Here is a 20,003-nt window from a genome sequence, read left to right as displayed (position 1 = left end):
CAAAAGAGTGAGGCGCGTCGCAAACAGAGGTCCACGCTTTTCGAGGGCGCAAGTGTAAACGCTGTATGGCCGGTCTGCCACCCTCGGGCTGTGTCCTGCCAAAGGACAGGCTACACTGCCCTCCTCTTCGAAAGGGCATAAAAAACAACCTAGCTCCTTCGTCTGCGGAACAAAATCATGGCTTTTCGGTTTTTTGAAAAACTCGTACACCCATTTCCGGACATTCAGCCCGGCCGAGCGCCCTCGTCCGTCTACCGCTTTTGTCTCCACCATTCCCGCGGATTGAAGCCCTGGCTGATTTGCGTGTCCTTGCTGAGCATGGGCGTCGCCATTGTTGAAGTCGCCCTCTTCGAGGTCCTTGGGCAGGGAGTCGACCTACTATCTACTACAACGCCCGAAACAATCTTTGCCGCCGGTGGCCGGTCACTCATGGCATTTGTACTGGGCTTACTGACTGCCTTTCCCATAATGGTCGCGCTGCAATCGTTACTGCTGCACCAGACGCTGATGGGCAACTTTCCAATGATTGTGCGTTGGATGGCCCACCGCTACCTCCTCCGACAGAGCCTGGGATTCTTTCAGGACGAGTTTTCCGGGCGTGTCGCGACGCGGGTTATGCAGACAGCCCTAGCCGTGCGATCCGTGGTGCTCATTACCCTCGATATTCTGGTCTACGTGACGGTGTACTTTCTATCGGTGCTGTTTCTTCTTGGCAGCATAGATCCACGACTCGCTATTCCGCTTTTTGTCTGGCTGTTGATCTATATCTTCATCCTTAAAACCATACTGCCGCGCATGCAGAGCGTCTCTGAGACCCAGGCGGACGCGCGATCAATGATGACGGGGCGGATTGCCGACAGCTACACCAACATTGGCACGGTGAAGCTCTTCTCCCACGCACAAAGAGAGTCCAACTATGCGCGAGAGGGGATGGAGGAGTTTCTAAACACGGTGCATCCCCAGATGCGGCTCGTGACATGGATGGAAACTACAATCACGGCCAACAACACGCTCATGTTGCTTTCGGTGAGCGCAACAGCCATTTACCTTTGGTTCGAGGGAGCGATCTCTCCTGGCTCCATAGCCGCGGCACTGGCGCTTTGTCTGCGCATAAACGGCGTTAGCGAGTGGATTATGTGGGAGGTGTCGGCGCTCTTTGAGAACGTGGGTACCGTTCGCGATGGCATCAGCACGCTCTCTCGGGATATTGGTGTCGAGGACGATCCCGAGGCACAAGCGCTGAACGTACAATCGGGGCGAGTGCATTTTCAGGATGTCATCTTTGCTTACACACCCCACAAACCCGTTTTCGACGGGCTATCTTTGGATATCGCTCCTGGAGAGAAAATCGGTCTTATCGGTCGCTCCGGCGCGGGAAAATCCACGCTGGTTAACCTCCTGCTGCGATTCTCTGACATTCAAAACGGGAGCATCACCATTGACGGCCAGGATGTCCGACGCGTTACCCAGGAAAGTCTTCGCGCCAACATTGGAATGGTGACTCAGGACACCTCACTGCTTCACCGGACGGTGCGCGAGAACATTCTCTATGGAAGAGAGTCGGCCAGTGAAGCCGAGTTGCTGACCGCGATCCATCGTGCCCGCGCCGATGAATTTATCGACAATCTAGAGGATCACAGCGGTGCCCGGGGTCTGGATGCCCAAGTCGGAGAACGCGGCGTAAAGCTGAGTGGCGGCCAGCGTCAGCGCATCGCCATTGCTCGGGTAATGTTAAAGGATGCGCCTATTCTTGTGCTCGACGAAGCCACGTCTGCGCTGGATTCCGAAGTCGAAGTTGCTATTCAGGAGAGTCTGTACGAGCTCATGGAGGGCAAGACGGTGCTAGCCATCGCCCATCGCCTGTCAACCATCGCTGCTCTGGATCGATTGATCGTGCTGGATGGTGGGAATATCGTCGAAACCGGTAGTCACGCAGAGCTCATTGCCAAAGATGGGATCTACAAGCGGCTTTGGGATTACCAGTCCGGCGGGTTCCTGGCGCTCGACTAAGACCCCGCTACTGCAACTCGGAACTCCATAAACACCTCCTCCAGCAAACCGTAGTGCCTTGCCAGGGATGACAGCTGCGCTTCGAGGACTGATGTATCTATGCGTCCCTCAAATTCCAAAGTTGCTAAATCCGATTGATCTTGCTCGAACAGGTCAGCGAGAAACTCCAGTTGGCATCGTTCCGCCTCAAGTTCCAGGCCCTTGATAGCCTCATAGTCAGCGCTCAGCTTTGGCTTCCCGCGCCATAACTCTCGCTGTTTTCGAAGAGGCAAAATGATCGCCTCCCGCCATACCTGACAGCGACTCTCGGCTTTCTGGAAATCGTCACTCCTTAAAACTACTTTCTGCTTTGCACACCATACTGCATAGAGCATCAAGTTGACGTCGATGTCCCACTGCTCTTGGGCCTTTAAACAGGCAGCCATTACGCCCGGCTGGGCATAAACATCCACAGCAAACTCCCACAATCGAGATCGAATGCTGTCTGGTTCCTGCTTGTTTGTCTGTTCCCTTACGTCCACGCCCAGTAAACTCCCGCCCGTGATTATCTTACGCGACCTCAGCCTCCGCCGCGCGGACCGTCTTCTCTTTGAAGAAGCGAACGCGAGCCTCCTCCCGGGACAAAAAATTGCTCTCACGGGCGCCAATGGCTGTGGCAAATCGAGTCTCTTTGCCATGCTACTTGGTGAGCTTCAGGCCGATAAAGGTGACATCGAAGGCCTCAAGGGACAACGTATTGCCCACATGGCTCAGGATGTCGCCGCCACCGACGTTAGTGCGGGCAATTTTGTTCTGGAGGGTGACGCGCCCGTTGCCAAGCTACTCGGAGGCCTAAAGCTTGCCGAAGCCAATGATGACTTCGAAGCTGCCGCGAAAATCCATACACAGCTGGAAGCCTGTGACGGCTATGCGGCCGAGCGCCGGGCACTACAGCTTATGCTGGGGCTTGGCTTCGAGGACAGCGACGCAGAAAAAAGCCTTGGGTCATTTTCCGGTGGCTGGCGAGTACGTCTGGCTCTAGCGCGCGCTTTGATGATGCCATCTGACTTACTGCTTTTGGACGAGCCCACAAACCACCTCGATCTCGATACCACGATTTGGCTGCAAAACTTCCTCAAAGCCTATCGCGGCACGCTCTTGCTCATCTCCCACGACCGTGACTTTATCGATGCAAGCTGCTCCGCCGTAATGCATATCGAACAGGAGCGCCTGAACAGCTACAAGGGTGGCTACAGTGACTTTGAACGCCAACGGGCTTTGCGCCTTGAAGAACAGCGGGCTAGTGCCGAAAAACACGCGCGTCGTCGTGCCGAAATAGAAGACTTTGTGCGCCGTTTTCGCGCCAAAGCAACCAAGGCCAAGCAAGCCCAGAGCCGCCTCAAAGAACTGGCTCGCATGGGTGAGATGGCCTTGGCCCACGAAGACAGCCCTTTTGAGTTTCGCTTTCCCGAGCCTCCACGAGGCCGCGACCCCCTCATCGAAGTTCGCGGTGCGAACGTAGGTTACGACAACTCACCCTTGATCAGCGGCGCAGATTTCAGCCTGCGCAACGGGGATCGCATAGCGCTTCTTGGGCGCAACGGTTCAGGTAAGACAACGTTTCTGCGAAGTCTCTGTGGCGAACTCCCCCTGTTGGCGGGGGAGCGGCACAGTAGTGAAGGATGTCGCATCGCATACTTTGACCAGCAGCAGGTAGATACGCTGGATTTGGACAGTTCCGCCTTGCTCCACCTACAGCGTCTAACGCCGGATGCGCGGGAACAAACCCTGAGAGACTTTCTCGGCGGCTTTGACTTTAAGGGCAAACGAGCGGACGCGGAACTACGACCCTTTTCCGGTGGAGAAAAAGCGCGTTTAGCCCTTGCCATTCTGGCCTGGCAACGCCCGAACGTTCTGATTCTGGACGAACCCACCAACCACCTGGACCTCGACATGCGTCGAGCGCTGGAGATTGCTCTATTGGAATTCACGGGCGCTGTGATTGTCGTGAGTCACGATCGCCACTTACTGCGCAGCACTGCGGATAATCTTTATCGCATCGCCGAAGGACACCTGAGCCTGTTTAACGGAGATCTGGATGCTTACGAAGGGCTTATCCTGCGGGGTAGCGATGATGCCCAGGACAAGGTCCCCGCCAAAGCTGAAGGCGCCGGCAAACAACGCAGCACCGTTGATCGTCGCGATCAACGACGAGCGGCAGCCGAGACCAGGGCGCAACGACGCCCCCTGGAGCAGGCGATCAAGAAGCTTGAGAAACGCATGGAGACGATTCAAGAGCAGCTGTCAGCTATAGAAGCCGCTCTTGCAGAGCCTTCAATTTACGAGCTGGAGGCCAAAACCAAACTAACGGATTTACTCCGCGATCAGGGTGCCCATCGTGCTGAGCTCGAAGAACTAGAGAGCGATTGGCTTAGCCAGCAGGAATCTCTCGAGGCGATGATCGAACAAGGCTGAGTTTATCTGCGCGCGACAAGCGTTTCACCTCGGCCTCACGCACCTGTGCCGCCGAACGGCTCTGTCGCACCTCTACCCAAATCGCAGTCACGGGCCGACGCCCCCGCGTGTAACTTGCGCCCCCCACAATCTCGCCATTGTGCTGGCGAAGGCGACGAACAAGATCCCGGGTGACTCCGGTGTACAAAGAGCCGTCCGCACAGCGAAGCATATAGACCAACCAATCTTCCGACGACGTCGTGGGCTCAGGGCTCCCAGGTTTATCGGGCGACTCCTTGCTACCCAAGAGTCCTACCCGCGGCGCCAAGTCTGATAGCGCTCAAGCCATGCAAGGAGCTTTTCGGGTTTTCGGGCCTTGCGCCACTCGCTCGCAAGAAATCGATTGGCCTCGCTCATCGTCGGATAGATGTGAATCGTGCCAAGAATCTTGTTCAGCCCCAGTCCGTGCTTCATCGCCAGCACAAACTCGGGTATCAGATCTCCCGCGTGTGCACTAACAATCGTTGCGCCAAGAATACGGTCGCGCCCTGGCTCGGTGAGAACCTTAACAAAGCCTTCGTCTTCACTATCTGCGATTGCTCGATCCAGGTCGTCGATGCCGTAGCGAGTCACTTCGTAAGGCACGTTCTGGGCTTTCGCCTCATCTTCACTTAAGCCCACACGCGCCACTTCAGGGCTTGTAAAGGTCGCCCAGGGAATCACCGAATAATCCACTCGAAAACGCTTCAGGTGGCCTAAAAGCGCATTCACTGTGGCAAACCAGGCTTGATGACTGGCGGTATGCGTGAATTGGTACGGACCAACAATGTCACCGCAAGCAAAGATTGTAGGTATATCCGTCTGGAGATAGTCATCGACTTCTATAGTGCCGCGGCCGGTCGTACGGATTCCCAGCTCTTCCAGCCCCATTCCCTCGATGTTCGGTGTGCGGCCTACGGCTAGTAACAGTCGATCAAACTCGACAGTGATCGCCTCGCCATTGTGCATGCACTGTGCCGACTGTGCGCTATCCATGCTTGAGAATGATTGCGGCTCACATTGAGTCAGTATCCGTACCCCTTTCTTTTCGAGTCGGGCATGTACCAGCATAGACGCGTCTTCGTCTTCCCGCGGCATGATCCTAGGCGCATGAGTCACCAGCGTGACTTGTGATCCCAGGCTCGCCATCGCCTGCGCAAGTTCACAGCCAATGGGGCCTGCACCGAGTACCATAAAACGTTTGGGCAGCTCACGAATCTCCCACAAAGTGTCTGAGGTCAGGTAATCAAGATTCTCAAGGCCTTCGATATCCGGCACTCGCGCTCGGGCACCGCTGGCGATAATGATATGCCGCGACGAAATACGCTCGCCATTCACTTCGACCTCCCAAGGCGAGACAATTTTTGCATCTCCAGACACACAGTCCACACCCAGTGATGTAAATCGCTCCACGGAATCGTGGGGCTCAATCGCAGCTATTTTGGCCTGTACCCGTTCCATGACAGCCGGAAAGTTCACAGACACCTCTACCGGAGCCAGCCCGAACTCCGGCGCTCGGCGCATTTCCTCAGCGACGTGAGCGCTGCGAAGGATTGCCTTACTGGGCACGCAACCCGTATTAAGGCAGTCGCCACCCATCTTGTGGCGTTCAATGAGCGTGACCTTCGCTTTAAGGGTTGCAGCGATAAGTGATGCAACTAGCCCAGCCGACCCGGCACCGATCACCACGACGTTGGTGTCAAACTTTTTGGGCTTTGTGAATCGAGCCAACTGACGCCGGGACTTAAGGCGGCCAAGTATGCTGCGAGCAATAAAGGGAAACACGGCCAGCAGCACAAAGGAGCCCAGCAAAGCAGGCGATAAGATTCCAGACAGGCTCTCGAGCTGACCCAGCTGGGTTCCTGCGTTCACAAATACCGCCGTCGCCGGCAGCATACCCAACTGGGACACCCAGTAAAATCGCGGGGTACTGATAGGCAGCAGGCCGGATATCAGGTTAATCACGAAAAACGGAAACACCGGCACCAGGCGGAGGGAGAACAGATAGAACGCGCCGTCCTTCGCAAAGCCCTCATTAAGTGCCTTAAGCTGCCGTCCGAACCGGTTTTGCACCCAATCGCGAAGCAGCGACCGTGAGACCAGAAACGCGAGAGTGGCCCCTACAGAGCTTGCAAAGGACACCAGCAACAGAGCCGTCCAAAACCCAAAGATTGCTCCGCCGGCGAGGGTCATAATCGCGGCGCCCGGCAACGAAAGCCCGGTGACAGCGACATACAGGCCAAAAAAGATCATTGCGATCATGAGCGGATTGGCATCGCGGAGAGCCTGCAGATCATCACTGCGCCCGCGCAGCTCCTCGAAACTGAGCAGCGACTGTAAGTCGAAGTACCAGAAGGCAAAAAAGCCTGCCAGCACTAACGCTATGATCCCTACCTTTACCGTTTTACCTGCTGCCATCTCTACGTAATCCTTTAATTTAGGTGTCGGGACCAGACCCGAATTAACCTTACGGACACAAAGAGTCGCCGCGCAAAGCTTGAATATTTGCCTATCACCCCAATCTCCAAGATAGAATCACACGTATACGATCAAACTACACTATGGAGAGACAACATGAGTGACGCTATTGTGCACGTCAGCGACGCAAGCTTCGAGCAAGATGTGCTGGGCAGTGACGTACCTGTTTTGGTGGACTTTTGGGCAGAGTGGTGCGGCCCCTGCAAAATGATCGCCCCGGTTCTGGATGAACTTGCCGGCGAGTTCGCAGGCAAACTAAAAGTCTGCAAGGTAGACGTCGATGCAAACCCGGAAGTTCCCGGTAAATTTGGCATTCGCGGCATCCCGACTTTGATTCTATTCAAAGACGGCAACGCCGAGGCTACCAAAGTTGGTGCACTCTCAAAATCGCAACTCGTTGAATTCGTGAACGAAAGCATCGCGTGATACATAGGCCCCGCTAGCATTAGCGGGGCCATATTTTTCCTTATCTTCAAGAGAAAAAGCGCTAGACCTCCTTTCTGGAGCGTGCTACTTTCTTTTTGTCTGCGCGGCCCCGCGCGACCATAATAACTCCGCCACCCCTCTGTCTCTTCCGCTTAGCAGCGCTTCAGGCAAGCCAAAGAAGCGTTCCTGAACCAAAGAACTCAGGTGCTGGCGAACCCACTAACCTTATCTCTCTGGCTCATCTACCTTGTCTAGTACATCGCAAATCGAAACTGAATCACAAAATCCCGCTGACACCCCGTCGCAGAATGACACGCCTGCGCCCGCAGCCGCGCCGACCGAAGCGGCCGAGTCGTCAGATACCCAGGCCGACGCGCCTCAGGCAGCGACCCCGGAACCCGCTAAAAATCAGCAGGGACGGGACGGCGCCCAGGGTGATGCTGCGCCCAATAAGCCATCGCGCAACCGGTCCCAAGGCCGTGGAAAGCGCAATAACAACAAACAGCAGCAGCCGCTGCCCGAGGGTCTACGTTCTTCTGAGCCCATGAACCTCACGGACTTGAAAACCAAGTCGACGCAGGAACTCATCGATATCGCGGCGACCATCGGCCTTGATAACCTGGCCCGATCTCGCAAGCAGGACATTATTTTCTCAATCCTGAAGCGCCACGCGAAAAGCGGTGAAGACATTTACGGCGATGGCGTGCTCGAAATACTGCAGGACGGCTTTGGCTTCCTGCGCTCCGCCGATAGCTCTTACCTTGCCGGACCCGACGACATTTACGTATCGCCCAGCCAAATCCGACGCTTTAACCTACGTACAGGCGACACCATCACTGGCAAGATTCGACCACCAAAAGACAGTGAGCGCTATTTTGCTTTACTGAAAATTGGTGAGGTCAACTTCAGCAGACCGGAAAACTCCAAGAGCAAGATTCTTTTCGAAAACCTCACGCCTTTGTTCCCGGACGAGCGCCTAACCCTCGAAAAAGGTAACGGAAGTACCGAAGATCTCACCGGTCGTATTATTGATTTGGTGGCTCCTATCGGTAAGGGCCAACGAGGACTGCTGGTTGCACCGCCCAAGGCGGGTAAAACCATAATGATGCAGAACATCGCGCAAGCGATCCTTAGTAACAACCCTGAGACCTATATGATCGTGCTGCTCATCGATGAGCGGCCCGAGGAAGTCACCGAGATGCAGCGCTCAGTGGGTATCCGAGGCGCGGAAGTTGTGGCATCAACCTTCGACGAACCCCCTTCACGCCACGTGCAGGTCGCCGATATGGTGATCGAAAAGGCCAAACGCCTGGTTGAGCATAAGCGGGATGTGGTGATTCTTCTGGATTCCATCACACGCCTCGCTCGCGCCTACAACACCGTAATCCCCAGCTCTGGCAAGGTATTAACCGGTGGTGTCGACGCTCACGCCCTTGAGCGCCCCAAGCGCTTCTTTGGTGCCGCTCGGAACATCGAAGAAGGCGGCAGTTTGTCCATTATCGCCACGGCCTTGGTGGATACCGGCTCCAAGATGGACGAGGTAATCTACGAAGAGTTCAAGGGAACGGGCAACATGGAGCTGCACCTTGACCGAAAGATCGCTGAGAAACGCATCTACCCTGCGATCAACATCCGCAGATCGGGCACGCGTCGTGAAGAGAAGCTCACCGGTGAAGAAGAACTGCAGCGTATGTGGATTTTGCGCAAGTTGCTCCACGGCATGGAAGATTTGCCTGCGGTGGAGTTCCTTCTGGATCGACTCAAAGATACCAAGACCAACGAAGAGTTCTTTATGTCCATGAAGCGCAAGTAGCGCTTCATTTCCTGAACTAATCGAGGGGCGTTGAAACGACCTTATGGCAGCACGCTACAGTGATCTCCGCGACTTCATCGCGGAGCTTGAATCCCGGGGCGAGCTGATACGCATAACCCGCGAAGTCGACCCCAATCTCGAAATGACCGAGATCGCGGATCGCACTCTCCGCGCCCGCGGCCCTGCGCTCCTCTTCGAAAACCCCAAAGGCCACAGCATTCCCGTGCTTGCGAACCTGTTCGGCACTGAAGAACGCGTCGCTTTGGGTATGGGTGCTGACAGCGTCTCGGCATTAAGAGAGATTGGCGAGCTCCTCGCTTACCTGAAGCAACCGGACCCTCCCAAGGGTATGAAAGAGCTTTGGGAGAAAGCACCTCTGCTGCGTAAAGTTCTGGATATGGGACCAAAGCTGGTTCGCAATGCCCCCTGCCGAACTCATGTGCGCGAGGGAGACGACGTCAATCTCTATGATTTGCCGATACAAACCTGCTGGCCGGGCGATGCCGGGCCTTTAGTCACCTGGCCTCTGGTTATTACCCGAGGCCCCAATAAGACTCGCCAAAATTTAGGCATCTACCGGATGCAGCTCATAGGCCGTAACAAGCTGATCATGCGCTGGCTGTCGCACCGCGGTGGGGCGCTTGATTATCGCGACTGGCAAATAAAACGTCCTGGAGAGCGCTATCCAGTAGCGCTGGCATTGGGAGCCGACCCGGCAACGACCCTTGGCGCGGTTACGCCGGTGCCTGACTCTCTATCGGAATACGCTTTCGCAGGACTGCTGCGCGGCGCCAAGACTGAGTTGTCAGAATGCATCACGCCTCTTTGCAAGGACAATGACCTGCAAGTGCCGGCAACCGCTGAGTTCATTTTGGAAGGCTATCTGGAACCCGGTGAAGAGGCCGATGAAGGTCCTTTTGGTGACCATACCGGCTACTACAATGAGGTAGAGAGTTTCCCCGTATTTACGGTAACGGCTATCACAAGCCGCGAAGCGCCCATCTATCACAGCACCTACACCGGACGACCACCCGACGAGCCTGCGATTCTGGGAGTAGCTCTTAACGAAGTCTTCGTACCGCTACTCATTAAACAATTCCCTGAGATCGTAGATTTCTATTTACCTCCCGAAGGCTGCTCCTATCGTATGGCGGTGGTGAGTATGCGTAAGGAATATCCGGGCCACGCAAAACGCGTGATGCTGGGGATTTGGAGTTTTTTGCGCCAGTTTATGTACACCAAATTCATCATCGTCACCGATGAAGATGTTGATGTGCGCAACTGGCAGGATGTCATCTGGGCGATGACCACCCGAATGGATCCCCGTCGAGACAGTGTCTTCGTCGACAATACGCCTATCGACTATCTGGATTTCGCCTCCCCCGTGGCGGGTTTGGGTTCAAAGGTGGGCTTTGATGCCACCAACAAGTGGGAAGGCGAGACTGACCGTGAGTGGGGTGAACCCATCAGTATGGATGAGACGGTCAGCGAACGGGTTGAGGCAATGTGGGAAGAGCTGGGAATCGGCATCGACCCTGCCCCTCGACGCCGCTAGGGCAGCATCCCCCTAGCTGGGGCTTCAATTCTCGATTCGATGCGTTTCAGGCAGGCTATCGGCAACCACATCATCGGGTTGAGGGAGCTCGGGCAAAGGCTGGGCACGCAAACCCGTGCCCAAACGGAACATTTCTGCCGCCGTTGCATGATCACCCACCGCTGTAAGCAGTCGTCCTAGCTCCAAACACACTTCCTCGCTGGATCGCGCTGCATGGCTGCGCTCGAGGTAATCGCGAGCCTTGGCCCATTGTCGCTCCACCATGGCCAGGCGCCCCAAACACAGCAAAAGCTCTGGATCATCCGCATGCTGGCGTAACCAGGATTCGGCGGTGGCCAATTGCTTCTGCGCAGTGTCGCGTTTGATACGGCCGTATAAATTGATCAGGGCCGGATTCCAGTTTTTCTTAACGCGACGCTCGATATCCTTCTCGACCGCTGCCACCTCGTCACATGCCAGCAAAGAAGACAGATAATGAAGCTGTACTGCCTCATCATCTACTAGTCGCGCGGGATACTTCTTCCAGCGAGCCTTTAAAAGCGCGGCATCGCCAGTAACGGCCGCCTGCTCCAACAAGTCATGGTGAATTCTCGCCTCAAGGTCATCAAGCTCCAGGGCGCCGCCAATACGATACTTCCGAAGTGCCGGCAGCAGGGCGAGCATCGCTTCAATGTCCCCCAATCCGTCATAAGCCTTACACAATAAGTGCAGAACTTGCGGGTGTTTACCCGGGTTCTTCTTGGCAGTATCCAAGGTTCGCAGCGCTTTTTCATACTGCCGATCATTCAACTGCAGTTCGGCCTGAGTAAGGTCTACGGCTATCACCGCTTCCAGGTCGCTCTCTGCGGCCTGCTCAAGCTGACGCCGCGTAGCCTCGGGCTCCTGAAGACGGTAGCTCGCGCGAGCCGCCATCAAGTAGTTGAGCAGTGGAGATTCGCTGTAACGCGCACCGCGAAGCAACTGTTTCCGGGACTTCGCCCAATTCCCCTCAATGAAATTGACAATGCCGCGGCTAGTTAGGCGAGCTGACTGACGTAATCGTCGCTCCCCCGCCCAATTCAAAACGTTGGCGGGACTGGTAATCAAACGATGAAGAAAACGTAGCGAGGCATACATCAGTAGCACCGCCGTGGCGATGAGAAGGATACCTACCCAAAAACTGGTTTCTACCGTGTAGCCACCATAGGCAATGAGCAGATAGCCAGGCTCGGTCTCAATCAGCGCTACGATGCCGACACCAGCAACAAGTGCCAGCAATGCAATGATAAATAGGCCGCCCATCCTGCTAGTTTCCGCCGCGGGCTAGGCGCGCCTGCATCACAGTATCCAGAGCGTTCAGAGAGGCACTGAGATCCGGCAGAGTAACGGACACACGTTCGTCACGAATGCGCTGCAGCTCGCTCGCCATCGCTACGGCGGATTGCTCATCCGCCTTAAAGAACTGGGTAACCCAGCCTTCGGCTCTTTCAAGGCTCTGCCGGAACAACAATTCGTTGCCCGAGAGCATGGCCACCTGCGCCTGCTCTAAAAGCATGCGCATATTCTGTCTCACCAGGCCTTCGTATTGCGGGTCCATAAGGGTTTCGACGGGGACGTCTCGACGACTTACCACGATGTACTCCGACAGCTTGTTTAACGCCATCTCGTAGCCCTCGGATAGCCGCGTCTGCCAGTCCTCCGCGGTGACGGGCTCGATCTCTACGCGCTGATCGGGCAGTTCAAACAACACCAAGGCATCAGTCTGGCGTATCAGGGCATCGAGACGCAGGTACAGTCCTTGAACATCCAGCTTGGGCACGGCCTGGAGCGCCGCAATATCGGAAGCCACGGCAGAACGTAAGTCATGCAGGTTGGTGTCGTCCAGGCCTCGTAAAATATTGTCAGCACTGCGCAACAGTGCTTCCGCTGACACATTGTCTCCGGTCATGATCAGGCGTTGGTTAGCGAGGCGCAGCAGATACTGCACTTCGGCAATCTGCCAGCTTTCTCTGTCCTCGACCGTAAGATCACTAATCAGCTGCTGTTGCTCGCGAAGGGATCGCTCGAGGTTACCCAACTGCTCTTCCACCACACGCTTAACGCTGCCAGCGGCCTCGTTCGCAGTAGATTCGAGGCGGCTCACCTGGCTCTGCTGGGTGTCCAGCGTTCTCTGCTGTACTTCAAGCGCCCGCCTGAGATCTTCCTCGGCGCGCTGTTGACTGGCCTGCATTCCTTCGATTTCAAGTTCAATCTTGCGCTGAAGGTTGTCACGCATCTGATCAAAGGTTGTTACGTCCTGACCAGACACTGACTCAAGGCCTTGGACCCGCTGCAACAACAGCGCTTCGCGGCGCTGTATATCAGTGAACAGATAGAAAACCCCTACGGCCATCACAATGACCAGAAGCAGCGCCAACCACGCGATCGGTGTTGCGCCTGAGCGCTGGCTCCCTGTCGTTTCGCTAGCTTGCACAGGGGCCGATGCGGCTGCTGGCGCTGGCTGAACAGGCGTCTGGGCGGCCGGCGATACGGGACTCGCGTGATCATCGTTACCCGTGGGCATGGACTCACTACCAGCTACGTCAGCACCGCCAGCGACAGACTCGCTGCGCTCCTCGTCCTGATTTTTTTCGTCACTCAATGCTGTGTCTCCCCCAAATGCGCTTCGCGCCAGGCTGTAGCGGCCGCCAGCATGGCAGAATCAGACGCATTGTCGGCACATTTAACGTTTTTCCAACCGAGGATAAGCGCCTGTTCTGCTACGCGCTGCGACGGTACCAATAAGGTAGTCCCCGCTAAGTTAGTGTGTTCCTCAGGTTGAAGCAAACCCGTCAGTCGCTCTAAACCCTCTCCACTGCTTATCAGTATGAGAGCAGGTTTCCGTCCCACTACCAGCTTTTGACATTCCTGTGCGTCGTGGGGCGCGTACCCTCGCCGATAGCACTCCAATGAGTCTACCGTGGCTCCGCGTTCTCGCAGCTGTTCCTCAAGAAATCTGCGCCCCCCCTCACCTTTTACGATAAGTACACGCTGCAAACGCAGATCAGAGAGGCGGGGCATAGCGAGAAGCCCTTCGCTGCTCATATCGTGCTCTGGGCGAATAACCTCCAAGCCCTCTGCCTCCAGACACAGTGCGGTGCTCTCGCCCACTGCCCAGAGGGTTTGCCCCGCGGGCAATTGGGGCCAGTAGTCCTGTATCTGCGCCATGCCCAGACGCGCTGCATTAGCACTGACAAAGATCACATGAGCGTAGAGATCCAGATCCAGCACTCGCTGTCGCTGCGCACCAGGCAATGGATCGAGGGCTTCAATTTGCAGCATGGGCATATGCAGCGGCGTGAAGCCAGCGGCGCCCAATGCAGTGATCAAGCTATCCGCCTGCCCTGCGGGCCGAGTAACCAATACCCGTGGATCAGCGGTCATAGACCTCGGCGAGAATCTCTGCCGCACCTGCATCAAGAAGCGATTCGGCAACCGAAATGCCAAGTGCTTCGGGATTATCACGACTTCCGCGGGCCTCGGCTCGAAGGGTGTTACTGCCATCGGGACGACCGACAAGGCCGCGCAGCCAAAGCTGGTCACCTTCATGAATGGCATAAGACGCGATAGGCACTTCACAGCCGCCCTGAAGGCGACGATTTAGCGCACGCTCGGCGAGCACGCGCTCAGCGGTCGGGCCATGATGCAGCGGTGCGAGAAGCTCTCGCGTAGTGGTATCGTCGCTGCGAATCTCAATACCAACGGCACCCTGCCCGCCTGCGGGCAGAGACTCTGTCACTGGAATACGCGCCCGAATTCGATCACCCATTTCAAGGCGAATAAGTCCCGCGCAAGCCAGGATGATGGCGTCGTATTCTCCCTCGTCGAGTTTACGCAGCCGGGTGTTTACGTTTCCACGCAAAAACCGCACCTCAAGGTCCGGACGGTTTGCGCGCAGCTGGCACTCGCGGCGCAAGCTCGAGGTACCCACTATTGCCCCGGCAGGCAAAGCGTCGAGGTTTTCGTAGCTGTTACTCACAAAGGCATCCGCAGGCTCTTCCCGCTCACAAATCACTGCAAGCTCCAGACCCTCGGGAAACTCCATGGGTACGTCCTTCATGGAGTGCACGGCAATATGAGCGCGACCATCCAGAAGAGCGGTCTCCAGCTCTTTGACAAACAACCCCTTTCCACCGACCTTGGCCAGCGGGACATCAAGAATTTGGTCGCCTCGACTCGTCATGCCGAGAAGCTCGACACTGATACCGGGGTGGGTCTCCAGCAAAGTGTCACGAACAAAATAGGCCTGCCATAGGGCAAGCGGGCTCTCTCGGGTAGCAATTACGACATCAGCAGGCATGGAAACTCAGTAGGGCCAAAAAAGCTAATCATAGCACTCAGAATTAAAGACTCACCCTGTCAGCAAGGCCTTAACATCGCTCAGATGCCGGCGACTCACCTGGGGCCGCTCAGCCACATCTGTGAGCTCCACGAGCCAACCCTCGTCTGAGCGAATTAAGCGTGCGATATGGGCTCCGGCAACCAGGGCATTACGATGTACACGCAAAAAACGGGTCTTGAACTCAAGCTCTAAATCTTTAAGGGAATCATTCAAGAGAATGTCGCCAGACGGGGAACAGGCGCGCACATATTTATCTTCAGCCAGAAAGCATCGAACTTCGGCCACCGGCAAAGCCTCCACGCCCCGATGCCCGGCGCTCACCACTTCCTCGCGACCAGCGCCCGCCACCCCAAGGGAGTCAAGCTGAGCGCGATTGACCCGCACGGCAGCCTGCAGCGCACCTTCAAGCTCTGCTTCGCGAACGGGCTTGAGCAAGTACGCAATGGCATGATTCCGCAGCGCTTCCAAGGCATATTCGTCGTAAGCGGTACAAAAGATAACCGCCGGCGCTGCGGGCTCATCCAGCAGCTGTCCCGCAACCTCAACGCCATCCATTTCGGGCATGCGAATATCCAGCAATATAATCTCAGGCTCTTGGGCACGGGCTTGAGCAATAGCTTCGACACCATTGGCGGCCTCAAAGCACCCAGCCTCCGGGCGTAGTTTTTTAAGCAGGCGCAAAAGTCGCTGCCGCGCCAAAGGCTCATCATCAACAACGAGAATCTTCACGACGCGAACTCCCGCTCCAGAGGAATACCGATCATCGCTCGATAGACATCGTCGTCAGCGCCTACCCGAAGCGAAGCTACATCACCGTACTGGGCTTCCAATCGCTGACGAATGTTGTCCAGGGCCATACGATTACCCCCGGAACGATTAACCACGCGCTGAGGTACCGGGTTTCGTATCTCCACGCACAACAAAGCAGCCTCTCTCCATGCCCGAATACTGACTTCGCCCCCTTGCGGAAGCTGCGAAATTCCGTGATACACCGCGTTTTCTACCAGAGGCTGCAGTAAAAGTGCGGGCAAGGCGGTTTCCTTGAGTGCATCATCTATCTCCCAGCGCACGGATAGCCGGTCTCCCAGACGGAGTTGTTCGATCTCTAGATACAGTTCACAGAGCCGACATTCCTCTCCCAGACTGCTATCGCGGTCCCCCGATGACAAAGCGGCGCGGAAGAGTTCGGCAACGTCTTCGATCGCTTGCTCCGCGCGGTCTGGCTGCACAGCAATCAGGCTTGCGATGCTATTGAGGGTGTTGAACAAGAAGTGAGGACGAATTCTCGCTCGCAGGGCATCCAGGCGAAGCTGCAGCTCACTCCTTTGCTGCAGCGCCACTCTCTGCTGCAAGTAGGCATAGCGAAGGACCGTCGCCGCCAGAATCAGAGCCAACAATGCATTGCGCAACACCCAATCGACGAGCCCCCCGCTTTGGGGCCCCAGAAGGGGATAGAAGCGATACACCACAACACTGGAAAGCGTACTCACAGCGAGCACCAATCCCAAACAAATGCTGGTCGCGTTCGCCGGGGACATGGGCAGCAATCGCGTGCGCAAGCGACAGATGATTGCAATGCACAGCAGCGCGTTCCATTGCACAAAAAAAGACCCGGTACCGAGCGCCCGCCAATCAAATGCTGCCAGCGGGCCCAGAGCCAGGACGTGCAGCAGAACGACAAGCTCTGCGAGGAGCACAGCCAGAAACACCGCTTGAGGCGCGCATAGATCAGGGATAAAGAAACCGTCGTTGCGCGGCGCAGCATTATCCGACCCTGAGGGCCTGGGGTGCTGCATGCTAGAACTCCTGTATGGCTGCCAGTGGTGAGCAACGATTACCAAATGAATCGCAAGAAAACGCGATTAACGCGCTGATATACTTGCACGCCTTTCAGACCGGGACAAGAAGCTTCCCCGGTAAACAACCCGTTTATAGGAACCTCCATACTATGTCGGATCAAAGCGACAATCCCAGCCTTTGGGGCGGCCGTTTCAGCGAGGCGACAGACAGCTTCGTGCAACGGTTTACCGCCTCGGTAAGCTTCGACCAGCGCATGGCCGAACAAGACATCCGTGGATCCCTTGCGCACGCGCGAATGCTTACGGACGCGGGCATACTCAGCGCAGAGGAATACCAGGCGATCGAAGATGGCCTCGCGATTGTTCAGGCTGAAATCACCAGCGGCGACTTCCCATGGTCCATCGAGCGGGAAGACGTACATATGAACATCGAAGCCCGACTCACTGCGCTGATTGGAGACGCCGGCAAGAAGCTGCACACCGGCCGCTCCAGAAATGACCAGGTGGCGACAGATATCCGCCTTTACCTTCGGGACGCCATCGATGCGATCAGTAAGGAACTTACGCGACTTCAAAAAGGTTTAGTGAGCCTTGCGGAGACTCATGCTGCGACGGTGATGCCCGGCTTTACGCATCTGCAAGGCGCGCAGCCGGTGACCTTTGGACACCATATGCTGGCGTGGAATGAGATGCTCGAGCGCGACTACTCGCGTTTTGGAGATTGTCGCGATCGCATGAACCAATGCCCTCTGGGCGCGGCCGCGCTAGCAGGCACCACCTTCCCCATCGATCGAGAGCAAACGGCCTCGGCGCTGGGGTTCACGCAACCTACACGAAATTCGCTAGATTCCGTGTCAGACAGAGATTTTGCTATTGAGTTTACGGCAGCTTCGGCACTAATCCTCACTCATCTCTCTCGCATGAGTGAGGAACTGGTGCTGTGGACATCGGCACAGTTTCAGTTTGTAGAGCTACCGGATCGGTTTTGTACCGGGTCCTCCATAATGCCTCAGAAGAAAAACCCGGACGTACCGGAGCTGGTCCGTGGCAAGACTGGTCGGGTAAACGGACATCTCGTGGCGCTGCTGACGCTTATGAAATCACAGCCTCTCGCCTACAATAAAGATAACCAGGAAGACAAAGAGCCGCTCTTTGACTGCATTGACACTGTTCTGGATTGCCTCCGCGCATTCGCGGACATGGTGCCGCACATTGTTCCTCGCAAAGAGCGCCTCCGGGATGCAGCAAAAGCTGGCTTCGCTACAGCTACGGATCTTGCAGATTATCTGGTTCGCAAGGGCCTTCCTTTTAGGGATGCGCACGAGGTAGTAGGAAAAGCCGTGGCTGAAGGTGTGAGGCTGGAGCGGGATCTGTCCGATATGCCCCTGGCCACGCTTCAGAGCTTTAGTGCTCTTATCGAAAGCGACGTATTCGAGGTTCTCACCGTGGAGGGATCCGTCGCCGCACGAGACCACCTTGGCGGCACAGCACCGAATCAGGTGACAGCAGCTGCAAGGCATGCAGGAAAGCGACTAGAAAGTCGCTAGCACGGGTGGCAGGCGTTTATACTCTTGTCCTTTTGTGCGCAGCAGAAACAGGATACTTCATTGATTCCAGATAGCCGCGAGGGATCACCCTCTGGAACAGCATTATTCCGATCAGGAGCTCTGGCGACAGCTTTACTGCTGACGCTGACGAGTTGCGGTCAGATGGGTGGGCTGTATCAGCCCGAGCCCGAGGCCCCACAAAGCCGGCAGTCTGCTCCTCAGTCCTCACCGGGAAAAGCCAACGCACCCACCGGACAGGGGGGCTAGGCTGCCATGGGATTCTCATACCGTGACGGACGTCTTTTTGCGGAAGAACTCGACTGCGAGGCAATAGCGCAGGAGTTCGGTACTCCCTGCTACGTCTACTCCCGCGCGGCGATGGAAGCCGCACTGGCCGACTATCACGACGCGCTCGAGGGCTGCGAGCATCTGGTGTGTTATGCCGTAAAAGCGAATTCAAACATCGCCGTGCTCGATACGCTTGCGCGAAAGGGCGCGGGCTTTGACATTGTCTCTCTCGGAGAGCTTGAGCGTGTGCTCGCTGCCGGTGGCGACCCAGGCAAAGTAGTGTTTTCCGGCGTTGTAAAACGTCCGGAGGAAATGCGCCGGGCTCTGGATATCGGCATCCGTTGTTTCAACGTCGAATCAGAGGCAGAACTTGATGTCCTGCAAAGCGTGGCTGCCGCGTCCGGTAAACGCGCCCCGGTTTCTGTGCGGGTTAACCCCGATGTGGATGCTCAAACTCACCCCTACATCTCCACGGGTCTTAGAGAAAACAAGTTTGGTGTCGCTACCGATGTAGCCATGGATATGCTGCGACGAGCGCAAACGCTTTCCCATATCGATGTTGTGGGACTCGACTGCCACATCGGCTCTCAACTGGTAGATATGGCGCCGCTATTGGATGCCTTGCAGCAGTTATTGAACATGGTCGACACCTTAGAGGCAGAAGGAATACGCATTCATCACCTGGATCTAGGGGGTGGAGTTGGCGTGCGCTATCGCGATGAGGAGCCCCCAGCCGTAGCAGACTACATCGCCGCAGTGCGCCAGGCTTTGGGTGATCGTGATCTATGTCTGGTGTTCGAACCGGGACGTTCCATCGTTGCCAATGCCGGCGTACTGCTGACTCAAGTGCATTACACCAAAGACACGGATGCCCACAGCTTTGCTCTCGTAGACGCCGCCATGAATGATTTCATTCGTCCTGCGCTCTATCAGGCCTGGGTAGACATTCAAACGGTTGCTCCCTGTGATGCGCAGCCCCGCACGTGGAATATTGTGGGTCCGGTCTGTGAAACGGGAGACTTCCTGGGCAAAGACCGGGAGTTGGCACTGGCACCCGGATCGGTGCTGGCCGTTAAGGGCGCTGGCGCCTACGGCTTTGTTATGAGCTCAAACTACAACACTCGGCCTCGGGCTGCGGAAGTTATGATCGATGGAAACACATCCTGTTTAGTCAGGGAACGGGAAGGTATTGACGATTTACTGCGCGGCGAACGCCGCATGCCGCAGTAGATCCTCTAGTAGAGTCACAACGATA

17 protein-coding genes are annotated in these 20,003 nt (G+C 56.2%); 8 read left to right on the top strand and 9 right to left on the bottom strand.

The genetic code is table 11. The features are described from left to right. The first annotated feature begins 177 nt into the window (after window positions 1-177). Window positions 178-2,010 (top strand): ABC transporter ATP-binding protein, encoded by a 1,833-nt coding sequence (locus R0137_RS04740; RefSeq protein WP_407328958.1) that lies wholly within the window; start codon window positions 178-180, stop codon window positions 2,008-2,010. On the opposite strand, the gene R0137_RS04735 is transcribed toward R0137_RS04740, so the two are convergent. Continuing rightward, window positions 2,007-2,531, bottom strand: a complete 525-nt coding sequence (locus tag R0137_RS04735; RefSeq protein ID WP_407328956.1) for a TIGR02444 family protein — start codon at window positions 2,529-2,531, stop codon at window positions 2,007-2,009. The two genes, R0137_RS04740 and R0137_RS04735, sit on opposite strands and share 4 nt — an antisense overlap. Window positions 2,532-2,550: 19 nt before the next feature. Between R0137_RS04735 and R0137_RS04730 the strand changes: the two genes are divergently transcribed. Further along, window positions 2,551-4,464, top strand: a complete 1,914-nt coding sequence (locus R0137_RS04730; protein WP_407328954.1) for an ABC-F family ATP-binding cassette domain-containing protein — start codon at window positions 2,551-2,553, stop codon at window positions 4,462-4,464. Here R0137_RS04730 and R0137_RS04725 read toward each other — a convergent pair. Further along, window positions 4,421-4,771, bottom strand: coding sequence for a GIY-YIG nuclease family protein (locus tag R0137_RS04725; protein ID WP_407328952.1), 351 nt, complete (start codon window positions 4,769-4,771; stop codon window positions 4,421-4,423). The genes R0137_RS04730 and R0137_RS04725 overlap by 44 nt on opposite strands. After that, window positions 4,756-6,900 carry an FAD-dependent oxidoreductase gene (locus R0137_RS04720; RefSeq protein WP_407328950.1) on the bottom strand — a complete coding sequence of 715 codons (2,145 nt, stop codon included), beginning with the start codon at window positions 6,898-6,900 and terminating at the stop codon, window positions 4,756-4,758. Before R0137_RS04720 ends, R0137_RS04725 begins: the two co-directional genes overlap by 16 nt. A 156-nt stretch (window positions 6,901-7,056) precedes the next feature. On the opposite strand from R0137_RS04720, the gene trxA reads away from it, so the two are divergent. The 3 genes from trxA (at window position 7,057) to ubiD (ending at window position 10,754) form a co-directional block, all read left to right on the top strand. After that, window positions 7,057-7,386: a thioredoxin TrxA gene (gene trxA / locus R0137_RS04715; protein ID WP_407328948.1), complete on the top strand. Its 330-nt coding sequence runs from the start codon at window positions 7,057-7,059 to the stop codon at window positions 7,384-7,386. 544 nt (window positions 7,387-7,930) lie between these two features. Further along, on the top strand, window positions 7,931-9,199 hold the full coding sequence (gene rho, locus R0137_RS04710) for a transcription termination factor Rho (protein ID WP_407329969.1): 1,269 nt from the start codon (window positions 7,931-7,933) through the stop codon (window positions 9,197-9,199). Between the two features lie 43 nt (window positions 9,200-9,242). Then, window positions 9,243-10,754, top strand: a complete 1,512-nt coding sequence (ubiD, locus tag R0137_RS04705) for a 4-hydroxy-3-polyprenylbenzoate decarboxylase (protein ID WP_407328946.1) — start codon at window positions 9,243-9,245, stop codon at window positions 10,752-10,754. Window positions 10,755-10,778: 24 nt separating this feature from the next. Here ubiD and R0137_RS04700 read toward each other — a convergent pair whose 3' ends face one another. From R0137_RS04700 to R0137_RS04675, 6 genes are read right to left on the bottom strand one after another with little or no spacing between them, the layout of a single operon-like run. Then, window positions 10,779-12,035 (bottom strand): heme biosynthesis HemY N-terminal domain-containing protein, encoded by a 1,257-nt coding sequence (locus R0137_RS04700; protein ID WP_407328944.1) that lies wholly within the window; start codon window positions 12,033-12,035, stop codon window positions 10,779-10,781. Window positions 12,036-12,039: 4 nt separating this feature from the next. After that, window positions 12,040-13,374, bottom strand: coding sequence for a uroporphyrinogen-III C-methyltransferase (locus R0137_RS04695; protein WP_407328942.1), 1,335 nt, complete (start codon window positions 13,372-13,374; stop codon window positions 12,040-12,042). Beyond that, window positions 13,371-14,156 carry a uroporphyrinogen-III synthase gene (locus R0137_RS04690; RefSeq protein ID WP_407328940.1) on the bottom strand — a complete coding sequence of 262 codons (786 nt, stop codon included), beginning with the start codon at window positions 14,154-14,156 and terminating at the stop codon, window positions 13,371-13,373. Before R0137_RS04690 ends, R0137_RS04695 begins: the two co-directional genes overlap by 4 nt. After that, a complete protein-coding gene (gene hemC / locus R0137_RS04685; RefSeq protein WP_407328939.1) occupies window positions 14,146-15,072 on the bottom strand; it encodes a hydroxymethylbilane synthase in 927 nt (308 codons plus the stop codon). The genes R0137_RS04690 and hemC overlap by 11 nt, the downstream gene beginning before the upstream one ends. Window positions 15,073-15,123: 51 nt before the next feature. Further along, window positions 15,124-15,843, bottom strand: coding sequence for a LytR/AlgR family response regulator transcription factor (locus tag R0137_RS04680; protein ID WP_407328937.1), 720 nt, complete (start codon window positions 15,841-15,843; stop codon window positions 15,124-15,126). Further along, the gene (locus tag R0137_RS04675) at window positions 15,840-16,910 is read right to left on the bottom strand and encodes a sensor histidine kinase (RefSeq protein ID WP_407328936.1); all 1,071 of its coding nucleotides are present in this window, start codon (window positions 16,908-16,910) and stop codon (window positions 15,840-15,842) included. The genes R0137_RS04680 and R0137_RS04675 overlap by 4 nt, the downstream gene beginning before the upstream one ends. 152 nt (window positions 16,911-17,062) lie before the next feature. On the opposite strand from R0137_RS04675, the gene argH reads away from it, so the two are divergent. The 3 genes from argH to lysA are packed head-to-tail and all read left to right on the top strand — an operon-like array spanning window position 17,063 to window position 19,978. Beyond that, entirely contained in the window at window positions 17,063-18,460 is a 1,398-nt protein-coding gene (argH, locus tag R0137_RS04670) for an argininosuccinate lyase (RefSeq protein WP_407328935.1), read from the top strand. Between the two features lie 24 nt (window positions 18,461-18,484). Continuing rightward, window positions 18,485-18,727 carry an LPS translocon maturation chaperone LptM gene (gene lptM / locus R0137_RS04665; RefSeq protein WP_407328934.1) on the top strand — a complete coding sequence of 81 codons (243 nt, stop codon included), beginning with the start codon at window positions 18,485-18,487 and terminating at the stop codon, window positions 18,725-18,727. Between the two features lie 6 nt (window positions 18,728-18,733). Then, the gene (lysA, locus tag R0137_RS04660; RefSeq protein WP_407328933.1) at window positions 18,734-19,978 is read left to right on the top strand and encodes a diaminopimelate decarboxylase; all 1,245 of its coding nucleotides are present in this window, start codon (window positions 18,734-18,736) and stop codon (window positions 19,976-19,978) included. Window positions 19,979-20,003: the final 25 nt, after the last annotated feature.

It is taken from the genome of Congregibacter brevis (genome assembly GCF_045689245.1).
Taxonomy (GTDB): domain Bacteria; phylum Pseudomonadota; class Gammaproteobacteria; order Pseudomonadales; family Halieaceae; genus Congregibacter; species Congregibacter brevis.
Note: the sequence above shows the minus strand (reverse complement) of the source record. Positions and strands in the feature narration are given on the sequence as shown.

Bases quoted from the DNA above. Each gene is read 5' to 3' on its own strand.
- R0137_RS04740 (WP_407328958.1), top strand. From the start codon at position 178: ATGGCTTTTCGGTTTTTTGAAAAACTCGTACACCCATTTCCGGACATT.
- R0137_RS04720 (WP_407328950.1), bottom strand. From the start codon at position 6,900: ATGGCAGCAGGTAAAACGGTAAAGGTAGGGATCATAGCGTTAGTGCTG.
- trxA (WP_407328948.1), top strand. From the start codon at position 7,057: ATGAGTGACGCTATTGTGCACGTCAGCGACGCAAGCTTCGAGCAAGAT.
- rho (WP_407329969.1), top strand. From the start codon at position 7,931: ATGAACCTCACGGACTTGAAAACCAAGTCGACGCAGGAACTCATCGAT.
- ubiD (WP_407328946.1), top strand. From the start codon at position 9,243: ATGGCAGCACGCTACAGTGATCTCCGCGACTTCATCGCGGAGCTTGAA.
- R0137_RS04700 (WP_407328944.1), bottom strand. From the start codon at position 12,035: ATGGGCGGCCTATTTATCATTGCATTGCTGGCACTTGTTGCTGGTGTC.
- R0137_RS04690 (WP_407328940.1), bottom strand. From the start codon at position 14,156: ATGACCGCTGATCCACGGGTATTGGTTACTCGGCCCGCAGGGCAGGCG.
- hemC (WP_407328939.1), bottom strand. From the start codon at position 15,072: ATGCCTGCTGATGTCGTAATTGCTACCCGAGAGAGCCCGCTTGCCCTA.
- R0137_RS04675 (WP_407328936.1), bottom strand. From the start codon at position 16,910: ATGCAGCACCCCAGGCCCTCAGGGTCGGATAATGCTGCGCCGCGCAAC.
- argH (WP_407328935.1), top strand. From the start codon at position 17,063: ATGTCGGATCAAAGCGACAATCCCAGCCTTTGGGGCGGCCGTTTCAGC.
- lysA (WP_407328933.1), top strand. From the start codon at position 18,734: ATGGGATTCTCATACCGTGACGGACGTCTTTTTGCGGAAGAACTCGAC.